Origin of the sequence: Kitasatospora sp. NPDC048298 (genome assembly GCF_043201465.1) — a bacterium.
Lineage (GTDB): Bacteria > Actinomycetota > Actinomycetes > Streptomycetales > Streptomycetaceae > Kitasatospora.
Map to the genome: position 1 here is coordinate 1 of NZ_JBICYZ010000126.1, position 14,319 is coordinate 14,319.

Sequence of the window (14,319 nt, forward strand, 5' to 3'; positions counted from 1 at the left end):
ACCGCCGTCCCCATGGGGAATTGCGTGAACGTCCGGGTGGGGAATTACGTGACGCCGACACCGCTCCAGGCGGGGAATTCCCTGATCGCCGACACCGCTCGGGTCCAGCGGACCGCAATAGCTCCTGCGGCGCGACCCGCGGGCCTTCGCCGGGAAGTCCTGGCTGCGGGGCGTGTTCGCGCCCGTCCTGGACGCGGGGCGGCTGGCGACGCTCCTGGTGGAGGAAGGGCGGTTCGCGGAGGAGCCGGGCACCGACCACTGGTGGCGGCCCGGCACGGTGCGGACGTACGCCGGGCTCCAGGACTTCTTCGTGCCGGTAAGCAGTGTCGATCCGTTCGGGGCTGTGCTGGTCGAGCAGTACGACGCGCACCGCATCGTCGTCCTCCAGGCCACCGAGAGCGGCGCCGGCCTGCGCGACCAGCGCGTGCGGGTGGACACCTTCGACTACGCGAAGCTCGTGCCGACGAAGTTCACCGACATCAACGACGACGTCAGCGAGGTCCTGCTGGACCCGCTGGCGCGCGTCGTCCGCACCTCGCGCCACGGCGAGGAGAACGGCGTCCTGGTGGGCTTCGAGCCGCTGGCGGGCAAGGTCTGGCCAGAGCCGACGGACCTGGCGGGCCTCGTCGGGGACGCGGCGGGCCTGCTCGGTGGAGCCGAGAGCCTCTACTTCTACGACCTGGCATCGTGGGGCGGGACGGAACCGCGGCCGGCCGCCGTCGCCCGCGTCGTCGCGCAGAAGTACCCCGGGACGGACGTGCCGCCCCCGTGGCTGACGGTCGAGTACGCGGACGGCTTCGGCCGGGTCTTCGAGCGGAAGACCGAGGCGGAGCCGTCGGGCCAGGGCGGTCCGCGGCGGTGGATCACCTCCGGGCGCATCCGCTTCAACGCCGCGGGCTCGCCGTACAAGGCCTACCGGCCGTACTACAGCGACACGTACCGCAGCGGGAAGGGCACCGAGCCGGACCCGGTGGACGCCGCGGTCCTGCTCACCTACGACGCACTCGACCGGCCGGTGCGCATCGACACGCCGCTCGGCGTCCACACGACGCTGTCGGGGTCGGCTTGGAGCGAGGTGGAGAGCGACTTCTGCGACACGGTCCGCACCTCCCGCTACTGGGCCGTCGCCCTGCTCGCCGTCCTCCGGACGAACGGCTTCCTCGACTTCCGCAACGCGCTGACCATCCTGTTCCAGCCCGAGCAACCGGGGTTCAGCCTGGGCCTGCCCCAGCAGTACGAACCGTACGCGGCTGGCATTCTGCACACCCTCAAGGGCCTGCGGGCGCGCGGGGTGCCCCTGACCAGCCGCTTCGGCTACGACACCGCGGACAACCAGGCCCTCGCCGTTGACCCGCGGTTGCCCGCCCTCGGTTCCGGCACGGCGGTGAACTTCCGACGCACCTTCGCGCTCGACGGCAGCGTGCTGCTGGCCGTCGGCGCGGACGACGGAGCGCGGTATACCGTCCCGGACTGCCGAGGACAACCGGTGCTGTGCGTCGACGGAACCGGGGCCGCCACCCAGTACACGTACGACGCCCTCGGCCGCCTGAGCACGGTGACGGTACACGAGGGGACCGGCACCGATGCGCGCCACTGGACTGCGGAACGGTGGATCTACGGCGACTCGACCGAACTGGACCAGAAGACGTCGACCGCCGGGAGCCTGAACGGCCGCCTGTGGCGCGTGTTCGACGAGAGCGGCCTGGTCGAGTACGCCGACTACACGCTCACCGGAGAGGCGAAGCGCGAGAGCCGCCGCTTCCTCAAGGACCCCGCCTCGCCCGACTGGACGGCCGAGAACTCCACGGCGGCCTCGCCGCTGCTCGACACCACCGCCCACACGCTGAACCGCCGGTTCGACGCGCTCGGACGCACCCGCGCGCAGGAGGTCCCCGGCGGCGACCGCCTGGAGATGGAGTACCTCCTGTCCGGACGTGCGGGTGCCACCAGGCTCGTCACCGCCGACGGCCGGACGCTGCCGTGCGTCGTGTCGACCGCCTACTCGGCCGAGGACCAGCCCACCGAGATCGCCTACGGAAACGGGGTCCTCGCCACATACGGCTACGACCGGCTCACCGCCGCGCTGACGACACTGCGCACCACGCGCGCGAGCGACGGAACGGTGCTCCAGGACCTGACGGTCTACCGCGACGTGATGGGCAACGTGACCCATCTGACGGACGCCGCCTTCGGCCCGCTGTTCGGCCTGCCCGCCGGCTTCGACGCCGACTCGGACAACGCCTACGACGCGCTGTACCGGCTCGTCTCCGGGCACGGCATCGAACGCGCCGGCCGCGATGCGGACGCGGACCGCGAGGGCGGCTACACCGGGCTGACCGTGCCATGGACGTCCTCGGGCGTCGACCCCGCCGAACTGGCCTCCTACCGAAGGTTGTTCGCCTACGACACCGGCGACAACCTGTACGCGGTGGTGCACGAGTCGGCGGTGAGCCCGTGGTCCGACCAACTCGTCCTCTCCGACGCGTCCAACCGCGCCGTCGAGTCGGCGGTCTTCGGCGGTCACACCCCGGATCCACTCGTCGAACGGGTCGCGCCGGCCGGGGAGGTGGACGCGTTCTTCGGCCTCAATGGGAACCGGACACGGCTGCCGGGCATCGAAGAGGTGGCCTGGACCTACCGGAACCAGATCGAGATCCTGGACGTGGGTGGCGCCCGCGACCGCTACACCTATGACGGAGTGGAGAACCGCGTCCGGACGATCGCCGAACAGGGAGCCGCCCGGCACGAGGTGATCGAGGTCGGCCCGGCCCGCCTGGAGCGAGAGACCTCGGCCGACGGCACCACGGTCGCGCGCCGCCGGGTGCGGGTGGTGAGCGACTCGCTCCTCGTGGCCGAGTACCTCACCGAGGGCAGCGAGCCGGGGCGTCTGGTCTTCAACCTCGGCGACCCGTTGCGCTCCATCGCCATCCAGACCGGTGACCAGGGCGCGCTGCTTACCTACGAGGGGTACGTTCCGTACGGCGGGACGGCGTTCGCGATCGCTCCGGACGGGGACCGCCTCGACGAGAAGGTGGCGCGGTACAGCGCCCAGCCGCGCGACCGGTCCAGCGGGCTCGTCTACTACGGTGCGCGCTACCTGGCGCCGTGGAGCGGCCGTTGGGTGAGTCCTGACCCCTCGGGGCCCGTCGACGGCCTGAACCTGTACGCGTTCGTGACGGGGAACCCGACCAGCGCGATCGACCTCGGGGGGCGGGTGAGGGGCACGGTTCGGGGCGGGGTGGCGGTCGACGTCAGCGCGGAAGAGATCCTGGAGAGATACCACGTGGCGGCGACTCAGCTGGCGCAGCAGTCGACGATGCGTCCGATCACGCAGACACAGGATCCCAAGGCGAAGACGAAGCTGCCGATCTACGAAGTCTCCCAGCACGGGCAGCTCTTCGGCCTTGCCTACCAGAAGAAGGGCGACCCCATCGGGCGTACGCCCGTGACCTCGTTCCGCCTGTAATTCGGCGGGCTCGAAACCACGATGGGGCAGGCGAGCATGGAGCCCGGTGTCCATCTGGGCACGACGATCAACCCGCGCAACGTGCCCACGTACCGCGAACTGAAGGCGACGGCGCAACCGGCGGATGAGGCCAGGCGCATGATCCGCCTGATGAAGGCCAAGGAGATGCCGGGCTCGGGCTCGAGTGACTACAACAGCACCATGCTGCCGATCATGGCCATCTCCGAAACGGATCGTTCACGCGTCGGCGGGCTGCTGGCGATGACCGAGCTCTACAACATCAAGTACGGTTCGAGGACCTTCGAGGAGGCGTTCAACGAGAACACCCCCCACTTCGTGGGCGCCAAGCGGGGCGGGGCCAAGACGTTGAAGGACATCGACCGAGCGCACCTGAAGCCGAAGAAGCCCCGAAGACCGGCGGCAGGGACGCCGCGTGCCAGGCTCTTCGAAAGCGTGTCGCGGTTCGTCGGGCATCTCGGCAGAGTCGGGGGACGGGGGAGGGGGAAGGCGTCGAAGTTCGGGGCGGCTACGAACAAGGCCGAGGTGTTGGACACGCTGGTCCGGACGCTGGTGAAGCGCGCGGGGTACCCGGCACCGATTACGGCCCAACCAGGCCCGTCCAAACCCCTGAAGAAACCGCATCCGGTCAAACGTCTGAGGAAACCGTGACCGCCAGTGGGCGGCAGGACCAGCAGTGGGTCTGACTGGTGGACCAACGGTGCCCGTCCGCGTGACGCCTCCGGTGGAGGTCCTTCGGACGGTCGGTGCGGCCCGGTAGCCTCCGGGGATGGCGAACTATTCGTATCTCTGTTCCGCGGATGTGGCGTCCCTCTACCCGTCGAGTCAGGTGGCGGGCTTCGATTCGCAGAGCGGGGTCCTCGCTCACGACGTCTCCTGCGTTCCGCTGCTCTGGCTCGCCCTGTTCCGTCCGGCGGACCTCGTGACCGGTGTGTTCACGGTCGACGAGGAGGACGAGGACGAGGAGGAGGCGGAGCTGGAGGCCACCGCACCGCTGGTGGCCAAGGACCGGGCGCTCGCTCAGCTCGACGCCGCACTGCCGGTGTTGAACCGGCTCTTCGCCGCCGAGGGTACGCTCGACGGCCACGCCGCCCTGCTGCGGCAGGCGGTCGAGAAGGCGCCGGATGCCTACCTGACGATCGAGCTGGACGAGATCGAAGCGCTGTGGGAGGAGGGCACCTTCCAGCCGGCCCTTCGTGCCGCGTTGGCCTGCTTCGACGGTGTGAGCGACGGCGGGACCGGCATGGCCGCTGACCGTGCGCGGTTGATCGAGCTGTCGCAACTGCGGCCCGGCCGGCCGTTCCCTCCCGCCCGGCTGCTCATCGACGGGTCGGAGACGAGAAGTGACGACGACTGCTGGAACTTCGTGCGACTGCTCGGCGCGGCCTTCATGGCCGAGGTGCCCTGGGAGACGGCGTACGCGGACACCGAGGCATCCTGAGGCGTGCACCGACGGGGCCCGTAGTGCCGCGAGGCAGCTCTACGGAGGCGCGACCGGTCGTCGGGGTGTAGGGGGCATCGGCAGTGTGCTCCTCGTACGACCGGCACCGGGGCGGGTGGGTCAGGGGCGCGGGCGGCGCAGCCGGTGCGGGCCCAGGTAGTAGGAGAGGGCGGCATGCGACGGCCCGTCCGCGATCTGCCCGCCGACCAGCAGCTCGACCACCGCCGCCTCGGTCAGCCACTCGACCTTGGTCGACTCGGACACGTCCTCGGGCTCGCCGATCCGGGTGCAGCCGGTGACGTGGTACGCGTGGAAGTGGGCGTTCGAGATTCCGGCCATGGCGTCGTACTCGGTCAGCAACTCGACGTCGCCGGGGCGCCAGCCGGTCTCCTCCTCCACCTCGCGGGCCGCTGCTGCCGCCGGTTCCTCGCCGGGCTCGACCCATCCGGCAGGGATCTCCCAGCCCCATCGATCGGTGATGAACCGGTGCCGGTAGAGGAGGAGGAACTCGTCGGCCTCGTTGGTGACGACCGCGGTGGCCGAGCTCTTGGGGTGGCGGATCACGTGGTGCTCGATCCGGCCGAGTCCGGGCACCTCGACGTCGTCCAGCCAGAGTTCGACCCACGGGCTGCCGTAGACCTGTCGCCGTCCGAACGTCTCCCACTTCACGGGGGCCTCCTCATCACACACGCGTACGAGCTGCGCTCCTGACTCTCTCACGTGCGCGGCGAGCTCCCGCACCGGCATCTCAGCCGACCACGGCCGGGGAGAGTGGCAGCGGGTCCCGGAACCGGCGGCCGCTCAGGATCCGGTTGTGGGGTTCTCGGGGTGTTGCGGCTGACCCGCCGGCGCTGCCACCTTCCGCCCCGGAGGAGCAAGTGGCTCCCCGGGTGAGGGGGTTGTCGCGCTCGCTGCGGGGGGGGGGGGGGGGGGGGGCGGGGGGGGGGGCGCCGCCCCCCCCCCCCCCGCCCCCCGGGGGGGGGGGGGGGGGGGGGGGGGGGGGGGGGGGGGGGGGGGGGGGGGGGGGGTGTGGGGGGGGGGCCCCCCCCCCCCCCCCCCCCCCGCCTGTCAGCCGGTGTGGAGGGCGAGGGTCGGGGAGAGGCGGGAGGCCCGGACGGCCGGGTAGAGGCCGGCCACCGTACCGATGAGCAGGGTGGCGGCGAAGCCCCCGGTGACGGCCCACAAGGGGACCACCCAGGGCAGGCCGCCCGAGGCGGCGAAGGCGTAGGTGGCGGCCGCACCTAGGGCCACGCCGGCCAGCCCGCCCAGCCCGGAGAGCAGGAGGGACTCCGTCACGAACTGGAGACGGATCTGGCCCCTGGTGGCACCCAGGGAGCGGCGCAGTCCGATCTCGTGGCGCCTCTCCAGCACTGAGATGATCATCGTGTTGGCGACCCCGACGCCGCCGACCAGGAGCGCCACCCCGCCCAGCCCGAGCAGGAGGTCGGTGAACGCGCCCTCGGTGGCGGCCTTGGCCTGGAGCGCCGAGGAGGGGTCGGTGACCTGCACGTCGCGCGGGTTCTGCGGATCGACGGTACGTGGGATCAGCTCGCGGACCGCGCCGACCGCCTGGTCCGTCGACCGTTCGTAGATCTGGGTCGGGTGGCCGTCGAAGCCCAGCAGCGTGCCGGCGCCGTCCCAGCCGACCAGGGCGGCCCGCTCGATCTCGGGAGCCAACGGCAGCGGGTCGAGGATGCCGATGACGGTGAAGTACCGGCCGCCGATGTAGACCTGCTGGCCGGGGGCGGTGATGCCCAGGCGCTGGGCCGCGACGTGTCCGAGCACCGTCGACGGGTAGCGCCCGTTGGCCTCGTTGAGCCAGGTGCCCGAGCCGACCGCGCCGCGCACGACGTCCAGCAGTCCTTCGGTGGCCGCCTTCACGGTGATGCCGCCGGTTTCGTCGCTGGGGATCTTCTCACTGCGTCTGACGGACTGCGCCAGGTCACCGGTCGCGCCGACCTGCTCGACCCCGGGGACGCGGCTCAGCATGCCGACCGACTCCTTGGGTAGCTTCACCTTCTCGCCGAACAGCCCCTGACCGGGGGATGCCACCAGCAAGTTGGTTCCCAACTGGTCGAGCTGCCGCAGGAGTTGGGCCTTGCTGGAGGAGGAGATGCCGACCACCGCGATCATGGTGGCGATGCCGATGGCGATGCCCAGCGCGGACAGCACCACCCTCAGTGGCCGGGTGCGCAGGCCGGCCGAGCCGACGTGGAGGACGTCGCGGGGGCCGAGCCGGGCCGGGGAGAGCCGTGCGCGGCTCATCGCTGCCCACCCCGATCGGTCGGGTCGGCGGCGCCGGTGCGCAGATCCGCCACGACGCGGCCGTCGCGGATGCGGACCTGGCGCGGCAGGCTGTCGGCGATCTCGCCGTCGTGGGTGATCACCGCGATGGTGGAACCCTCGGCGTTGAGGCCGTACAGCAGCTCCATCACCGCCTCGCTCGAGGCGGAGTCCAGCGCGCCGGTCGGCTCGTCGGCCAGCAGCAGGTCCGGCTCGCCGACCACCGCCCGGGCGATGGCCACCCGCTGCCGCTGGCCGCCCGACAGCTCGTGCGGACGGTGGTGCATGCGGTCCGCGAGCCCGACCCGCTCCAGGGCCAGGGCCGCGCGCCTGCGGCGCTGGGCGCGCGGCAGGCCCGAGTAGAGCAGGCCCTCGGCGACGTTGTCCCGGGCGCTGACCCCGGCCACCAGGTGGAAGGACTGGAAGACGAAGCCGATGTGCCGGGCGCGCAGGGCGGACAGCCGGCGGTCGGAGAGGGCGGCGACGTCGTGGCCCGCCAGGGTGACGGATCCGGCGCTGGGCCGGTCCAGGGTGCCGACGATGTGCAGCAGGGTGGACTTGCCCGACCCCGAGGGGCCGACGATGGCGAGCAGTTCGCCGCGTCCGATGCGCAGGTCCACCCGGTGCAGCGCCGTGACCCCGCCCGGATACTCCTTGGTGACCTGGTTGAGCTCGACCACCGCGCTCATGACTTGGGCACCCCGACCTTCATTCCCTCGGCCAGGCCGGTCCCGCTGACCTCGACCCGGCCCTGTCCGAACATGCCGAGCTCGACCGGGACCTCGCGCACCTTCCCGTCCTCCACGACCTGGACGCCGAAGCCCCCGCCGGACAGCGCGAGCAGTGCGTTGACCGGTACGGTCAGCACGTCCTTGTGGACCTCGCCTTCGAGCTCGACGGTGACCGGCGCCTGGTCGAAGCCCTCCGCCTGCCCCGGGTCGTCGAAGACCACCCGGGCGGTGATCTTGGCGGGCTTGTCCGGGGAGCCCTGTTCCTTGCCGTCCTCACCGATGGTGCGGTCGACGGAGGCGACCTTGCCCTTGGCCCTGCCGCCGCCGGGCAGGTCGACCTCGACCCGGGTGCCGGGCTTGGCGAGGTCGGCCCGGGAGACCTCGATCTTGATCTGCACCTGCCGTTCGGAACCGGTGGTGGTGAGGACCGGCTTGCCGGGAGCGGCCTGGTCGCCGACGGCCGCATCGTTCTTCTTGATCCGCACCGGGCCGGGCGAGAAGGCGATCTGCTCGGGGCCGATCTCGCCGGTCTGGGCCAGGCCGCGGGCCTTCTGCCAGCGCTTGACCGCCTCCGCGGTGCCGAGGGTGAACTCCTCGTCCGCGGCCAGCCCCTTGCCGTAGCCCAGGTCGCGGAGGTTCTCCTTCAGCTGTCTGACGTCCGGCCCCTTGTCGCCGGTCTTCAGCGTCCGGTACATGGGGCGCTCGCCGTTCATGAGCCGGACCTTCCGGCCGTCGACCTCGTAGAGGACCCCGTCGCGTTTCACCTCCGCGCCGGTCTCCGGGAGCCAGGTGATGGTGCCCGGCACACCGGCGTTGAGCCGGCGCTCCTCGGCGTAGCCGAGGGTCCCGTCCACCTGGGTCCGGCTGCTCAGGTCCTGTCGTTCCACCGAGCCCGTGCTCGGCGGCAGCCCGTCCGTGCGGTCCACGCCGGAGCTGCCGCCGCCCCCGGTCTGCGAGAGGGCCGTGACCCCGCCCGCCAACGCGACCGAGGTGGCCAGCACGGCGATCAGGTACGTGCGGCGGCTCCGCCCGCGCTCACTGCGCATTCTGACCACTGCACGCCTTGTTCGCCTTGTCGAACCTGTCCTTCTCGGCGCCCTCCGGCATCTTCATCGCCGTTCCCGACATCGCCGAGTCGCCGTCGAACTTCGGGTCCGGCATGTCCACACCGTTATCGCGCATGCACCGGGCGAATTCGAGGGCCTTGTCCTTGTCGGCCTGGGACATCTTCGTGCCGCCCGAGCCACCGGCTCCCCCGCAGGCCTTGAGGGCTTCCGCCATCTTGTCCTGGCCGCCCTCGAGGACCATGCCCCGCGGGTCCTGGCCCGGCTCGGGCTCCTTCACCTGGGCGCCGTGTTCGCGCAGGCACTTACGGTGCTCGTAGGCCTGGTCCGCCGCCGCGCCCTTGCCCGACGAGTCCGAGCCGCCGCCCCCGCCGGAGCCCGTCGCGCCTCCTCCACAGGCCGTGGCGAACAGCGCCATCCCCGCCACCAGGGCAGCCGCCGCCGCGCCGTACCTGTGCTTCCGCATGTGGTTCCGCATGGAATTCCTCCGTGTCCGATAACGAGTGACCGACGACGCAGAGGCTGGCACGCACCCGCATTTCTCCGCTGTCAGCCGAGACCCTTACGGCAACGAAAGGTGGCTTTCAGGTACACCTGATGTCATGCGTGTACTGATTGTGGAGGACGAGGAATTCCTGGCGGACATGATCGCCGAGGGATTGCGGCGCGACGCCCTGGCCGTCGACGTCGAGTACAACGGCGCCGACGCGCTGAAGCGGCTGAGCCTCACCGACTACGACGTGCTCGTGCTCGACCGCGACCTGCCCGGGGCGCACGGCGACGAGGTCTGCCGGAGCGTCGTCGAGCAGCGGCTGCTGACCCGGGTGCTGATGCTCACCGCCTCCGGTACCGTCCGCGACCGCGTCGACGGCCTGGACCTGGGCGCGGACGACTACCTCACCAAGCCGTTCGCCTACGAGGAGCTGCTGGCCCGGGTACTGGCGCTCGGCCGCCGCACCCACCCCGCCCTTCCGCCGGTCATCGAACGTGCGGGCATCACCCTCGACACCGCTCGCCGCCAGGCCTTCCGGGACGGCCGCTACCTCGCCCTGTCCCGCAAGGAGTTCGGCGTACTGGAGGTGCTGATGCAGGCCGAGGGCGCCGTGGTCGGCGGCGAGGACCTGATCGATCAGGTGTGGGAGCGGAACATGGGATACCGCACCAACGCGGTTCGGGTCGTCCTCAGCAAACTCCGCGCCAAGCTCGGCGAGCCCTCGGTCATCGACACCGTGCCCGGCCACGGCTACCGCATCGGCGTCCCGGCATGAGGCGCTCCGCCTCGGTCGGCCCGAACCGCCTTCCGCCGCCCGGCAGACCACACCCACGGCTGCCGGGCGGGGAGCGAGGCCGGCTGACCATGCTCTACGGCGGGCTGCTCGTCCTCGCCGGGGCCATGCTCATCTGCCTGGTCAACTTCCTGGTCCGGGAGAGTCTGTACACCTCGATCAGCACGGCCGTCGCCGTCGAACCGCGACTGGCCACACTGGCGACCCCGGACCCCGCCGCGGCGCAAACCGTGACGGTCGGAACCGCTTCACCCGCATCCACTCCGCCCGGAACCGACCCCGCCGCCGGCGGACCGTCCCACTTCCAGGCCATCAAGGTCGTCACCCAGGCCGCCGAGCAGGCCGCCCAGAACCAGCTGCTGACCGTCTCCCTCATCGCTCTGGCCGCCTTCGCCGTCATCTCGGTGGCGCTGGCCTGGTGGATGTCGGGGCGGGTGCTGCGCCCGGTGGCAGTGATCACCAACACGGCGCGGCGGCTCTCCGGTGAGAACCTGCACGAGCGGATCGCCCTCGACGCACCCCCGGGCGAGCTCAAACAGCTCGCCGACACCTTCGACGACATGCTCGACCGCATGGAACAACTGGTCGGTGCGCAGCAGCGGTTCGCGGCCAACGCCGCACACGAACTGCGGACTCCGCTCGCGGTGCAGCGGGCCGCAGCCGAGATCGGGCTGGCCACCGAGGATCCGGCCGCCGTCGCCCGGGTGCGCCGCAAACTGATCGAGGTCTCCGAGAACAGCGAACGGCTCATCGAGGGCCTGCTGCTGCTGTCCGTCTCCGACCAGCGGCTGGACCACCGCGAACCGGTGGCACTGGACCAGCTGGCCCAAGCGGTGGCCGCCGAGTGCGCCGCCTCGGAGGAAGCCCGGGAGAACCGCGTCACCGTCCGAACCGACACCGCCCCCGTGTCCGTCGAGGGTGATCCGGTGCTGCTGGCACACCTGGTACGTAACCTGGTCGGCAACGCCCTGCGCTACAACCACGACGGCGGCCGGGTCGAGGTCGGGGTGCACGACGGTGTCCTGGAGGTCGGCAACACCGGCCCCCAGGTGCCGCCGGAGACGGTCCCCTACCTCTTCGAGCCCTTCCGCCGCCTTCAGGAGCGCCGACACAGCCCGCGTGAGGGCGCGGGCCTGGGCCTGTCCATCGTCGCCTCCATCGCGCGCGCCCACCACGCCGTCGTCACCGCCCTCCCCGGCAGCACGGGCGGACTGCGGGTCCGGGTCGAATTCCCCACGGCCTGACCCGGCTGTCCGAGGGCCCGGGCACCGCGACCGGCCCGGTCGGACCCGGGCCATGGGGATCACGTACCGGCGGTGCGGGCTCGGAGGGAGCATGGAGTGGATGTCTTCAAGGCGGCCTACGCCCCGGCTTCCGCGGTTCCTGATGCCGCGACGGATCTGCTCGACGGCTGCGGTCGGCCTGGGCGGCGCCGGCTGCCACGCGGATCCCGAAGTCGTCGCGCAGGAATCGGGATACCAGGGTCGTGTCGTCCATGCCCCCGTCGTGCGGCGGCACCGGTCCCGCTCACCCGACGTTCTCCGCACCGTTTTCGTCGGGTGAGCGTCCGGCCCTTCCCTCCGCCGCGCGCTGGGTGTGTGTGGGGTGCGGCAGGTTCACCACCACCAGAGCCAGTCCCGACAGGGTGACGTTGCGGATCGCCGCGTCCAGGCCGTTCGACGTCTTCGACTGCCACATGGCGAACCACTCGCCACCGATCCCGATGAACCCGGCCCCGAAGAGCAGCAGCATCAACAGCAGGCCGAGACTGCTGAGCCGGCGCGCCAGCTCCGGCCGCAGCCACCAGGCGAACGTTCCCGCCGTCAGCACCAGGGCGCTCAGTGCCTCCCAGGCGATGATCGCGACGTACGCCGCGTTCTGCAGGCCCGGGGAGGTGACGGAGCGCCACATCAGGTTCCGGTCGTGGAAGGTGGTGTCCATCGCCAGCACGTGCTGGACGAACTGCTGGTTGGTGGCGAAGTCGGTGACGTTCCCGAAGACCACGAGCAGCAGGTAGAGCGCGTTCGTCCCGGTGAGCACGGCCGCCGCCGCGGGCAGTGAGCCCAACGCGAGCAGGCGGTCGCGGGTGGTGGGGCTCGGGCTTGCGGGGCGAGTGGTCGGCATGCGGAAAAGGCTAGCTCCTGCGGGGAGTTGGTGAGCGGCGAAATGTCCTCCCGGGGGCGGTTGCTGGGACGCGCGGGCCCCGGGCCGGTCCGGGCCTGCCCGGCGGCCGGACCCCTTTGGCCGCCTGCGACCGTGCGGTTCAGGCCGTCACCCTGCTGGGCGGCAGCGGCGGAAGCGGCGTCGAGGTGTCGTACAGCCTGCCCGGCATCGTCCCCGTCCGTGACAGCAAGGACCCCGAAAGCCCCGCCCTCACCTTCCTGACCGACGCCTGGTCATCCTTCGTCTCCGCCGTCCGCTCCGGCGAGTTCGGCGACGTCTGACGCCCACGCGCCACCCGAGGCCCCGCCACTCCTTCGCCGGAGTGGCGGGGCCGTGGTCCTTCGCACGCCTACTTGGCCGCTCCGCCCCCGGGACCCGATGATGGCGCCGCAAGGGGAACAGACGGCCGGGGGAGACGGCGCGTCGGCGCGCGAACGCTTCGAGAACTGGCGAGACCTGCTGGTGCGCACGCGGGTCTGCGACGCGACCAGCGCCCACGTCGACACCTTCACCGCGCAGGTGCGGCGCTTCGAACTGGGGCCGGTGGCCCTGCTGGGGACCTCCTTCCCCTCGGAGCGTTTCCACCGCACCGAGCGCATGATCCGCAGCTGCGACGAGGAGATCTACCACCTGACCCTGCTGACAGCCGGCCACCACACCCTCACACGCGCCGACGACCAGCGGGAGACCTTCGAGTGGGGGACCTGTCGCTGATCGACAGCTCGCACCCCTACGACGGGCGCTACTCCACCACCGACGACGCACACGTCTCCGGCGTGGGCATCGACCTGCCCGCCTCACTGCTGCCCGTGCCCCCGCACCGCGTGCGCGAACTCATCGGGCGCCGGCTCTCCGGACGGGAGGGCATCGGCGCGCTGCTGGCGGACTTCCTCCTCAGCTTGGACCGCCAGGCCGCCACCCTGGGGCCCGCCGAGGCCGCCCGCCTCGGCTCGATCGTGGCCGACCTGACGGCCGTGTGGATCGCCTGCGAACTCGACGCCGTGAACACGCTGCCCCAGGAGAGTCGCCAACAGGCCCTGGTGGAGAGCGTCCGGGCGTTCATCCGCCACCACCTCCACGACCCCGGCCTCACCCCCGCCACCATCGCCGCGGCCCACCACATCCCCGTCAGCTACCTGAACCGCCTTTTCACCCGGCACTCCGACGGCCGGACCGTCGCCGCCTTCGTCCGCGACCAGCGCCTGAAGAAGGCATGCCGCGACCTCGCCGACCCCGCGCTGCGCGCCCTGCCCGTCCAGGCCGTCGCCGCCCGCTGCGGCATCCCCCGCGCCTCCGACTTCGGCCGCGCCTTCAAGGCCGCCTACGGCCTCTCGCCCCACGAGTACCGCAACGCCCATACCGCCGGGACCCCCTCGGAGGGAGTCCCGGCGGTCCCTGGCAGCGGCCCCGGTCAGGACGTGGTGACACCGCCGGTGTTGAGCGAGGAGCCCACGCTGGTGCAGTAGGCGTAGCTCCAGCTGCCGTTGCCGACCGTCACCCACGACCCGTAGACGGTCGTGCCGTTGTTGCACAGCGCCCAGGCCCGGAAGTAGGCGGAGCCGGGGGCCTTGGCACCGGGTTCCTGAAGAAGGGCGTGCGCTCGGCCGGCGTCCAGCGGCAGTACTCCGGCACCGCCGGCCGCACCGAGAATTGCCAGGTCGGTGTCTTCCTCGCCTACTCGGGGCCCCGTGGCCGGACGCTGATCGACCGGGCTCTCTACCTGCCGAAGTCCTGGACGGACGACCGCGAGCGTTGCCGGGCGGCCGGGATCGGTGACGGGGTCGAGTTCGCCACGAAGGTTCAGATGGCCCGGGCGATGGTCCGCAAGGCGATCGAGGACGGGATCCCGTTCCGGTGGGTGACCGCG

At 71.6% G+C, this 14,319-nt stretch carries 14 protein-coding genes and 1 pseudogene; 9 read left to right on the top strand and 6 right to left on the bottom strand.

All coding sequences use genetic code 11. The features are described 5' to 3' along the window. Positions 1-172 precede the first annotated feature (172 nt). The 3 genes from ACGF0D_RS43220 to ACGF0D_RS43230 all read left to right on the top strand — a co-directional run bounded on the left by ACGF0D_RS43220 (position 173) and on the right by ACGF0D_RS43230 (position 4,925). A complete protein-coding gene (locus tag ACGF0D_RS43220) occupies positions 173-3,466 on the top strand; it encodes an RHS repeat-associated core domain-containing protein (protein WP_392925934.1) in 3,294 nt (1,097 codons plus the stop codon). A 36-nt stretch (positions 3,467-3,502) separates the two neighbouring features. After that, the gene (locus ACGF0D_RS43225) at positions 3,503-4,135 is read left to right on the top strand and encodes a hypothetical protein (protein ID WP_392925936.1); all 633 of its coding nucleotides are present in this window, start codon (positions 3,503-3,505) and stop codon (positions 4,133-4,135) included. A 118-nt stretch (positions 4,136-4,253) separates the two neighbouring features. After that, positions 4,254-4,925, top strand: coding sequence for a hypothetical protein (locus ACGF0D_RS43230; RefSeq protein WP_392925939.1), 672 nt, complete (start codon positions 4,254-4,256; stop codon positions 4,923-4,925). 120 nt (positions 4,926-5,045) lie between these two features. Here the strand turns inward: ACGF0D_RS43230 and ACGF0D_RS43235 are convergent, their stop codons facing one another. The 5 genes from ACGF0D_RS43235 to ACGF0D_RS43255 all read right to left on the bottom strand — a co-directional run bounded on the left by ACGF0D_RS43235 (position 5,046) and on the right by ACGF0D_RS43255 (position 9,481). Beyond that, on the bottom strand, positions 5,046-5,594 hold the full coding sequence (locus ACGF0D_RS43235; protein ID WP_392925942.1) for an NUDIX domain-containing protein: 549 nt from the start codon (positions 5,592-5,594) through the stop codon (positions 5,046-5,048). Positions 5,595-5,993: 399 nt separating this feature from the next. Then, entirely contained in the window at positions 5,994-7,190 is a 1,197-nt protein-coding gene (locus tag ACGF0D_RS43240) for an ABC transporter permease (RefSeq protein WP_392925944.1), read from the bottom strand. Then, positions 7,187-7,897, bottom strand: a complete 711-nt coding sequence (locus ACGF0D_RS43245) for an ABC transporter ATP-binding protein (protein ID WP_392925947.1) — start codon at positions 7,895-7,897, stop codon at positions 7,187-7,189. Before ACGF0D_RS43245 ends, ACGF0D_RS43240 begins: the two co-directional genes overlap by 4 nt. Next, the gene (locus tag ACGF0D_RS43250; RefSeq protein WP_392925949.1) at positions 7,894-8,985 is read right to left on the bottom strand and encodes an efflux RND transporter periplasmic adaptor subunit; all 1,092 of its coding nucleotides are present in this window, start codon (positions 8,983-8,985) and stop codon (positions 7,894-7,896) included. Before ACGF0D_RS43250 ends, ACGF0D_RS43245 begins: the two co-directional genes overlap by 4 nt. Beyond that, on the bottom strand, positions 8,975-9,481 hold the full coding sequence (locus tag ACGF0D_RS43255; RefSeq protein WP_392925952.1) for a hypothetical protein: 507 nt from the start codon (positions 9,479-9,481) through the stop codon (positions 8,975-8,977). The genes ACGF0D_RS43250 and ACGF0D_RS43255 overlap by 11 nt, the downstream gene beginning before the upstream one ends. A 124-nt stretch (positions 9,482-9,605) precedes the next feature. On the opposite strand from ACGF0D_RS43255, the gene ACGF0D_RS43260 reads away from it, so the two are divergent. Further along, entirely contained in the window at positions 9,606-10,271 is a 666-nt protein-coding gene (locus ACGF0D_RS43260) for a response regulator transcription factor (RefSeq protein ID WP_392925955.1), read from the top strand. Between the two features lie 89 nt (positions 10,272-10,360). Beyond that, entirely contained in the window at positions 10,361-11,533 is a 1,173-nt protein-coding gene (locus tag ACGF0D_RS43265; protein WP_392925969.1) for a sensor histidine kinase, read from the top strand. 283 nt (positions 11,534-11,816) lie between these two features. On the opposite strand, the gene ACGF0D_RS43270 is transcribed toward ACGF0D_RS43265, so the two are convergent. Continuing rightward, complete coding sequence (locus ACGF0D_RS43270; RefSeq protein WP_392925958.1) at positions 11,817-12,413, bottom strand: DUF2165 domain-containing protein; 597 nt, start codon at positions 12,411-12,413, stop codon at positions 11,817-11,819. Positions 12,414-12,529: 116 nt separating this feature from the next. On the opposite strand from ACGF0D_RS43270, the gene ACGF0D_RS43275 reads away from it, so the two are divergent. From ACGF0D_RS43275 to ACGF0D_RS43290, 4 genes and pseudogenes are all read left to right on the top strand, one after another. Then, the gene (locus ACGF0D_RS43275) at positions 12,530-12,733 is read left to right on the top strand and encodes a DUF397 domain-containing protein (protein ID WP_392925960.1); all 204 of its coding nucleotides are present in this window, start codon (positions 12,530-12,532) and stop codon (positions 12,731-12,733) included. Positions 12,734-12,830: 97 nt separating this feature from the next. Continuing rightward, positions 12,831-13,166: a hypothetical protein gene (locus ACGF0D_RS43280; RefSeq protein WP_392925963.1), complete on the top strand. Its 336-nt coding sequence runs from the start codon at positions 12,831-12,833 to the stop codon at positions 13,164-13,166. After that, a complete protein-coding gene (locus ACGF0D_RS43285) occupies positions 13,148-13,918 on the top strand; it encodes a helix-turn-helix domain-containing protein (RefSeq protein ID WP_392925966.1) in 771 nt (256 codons plus the stop codon). Before ACGF0D_RS43280 ends, ACGF0D_RS43285 begins: the two co-directional genes overlap by 19 nt. Before the next feature lie 107 nt (positions 13,919-14,025). Next, a pseudogene (locus ACGF0D_RS43290) lies at positions 14,026-14,319 on the top strand (transposase); the annotation flags it as partial.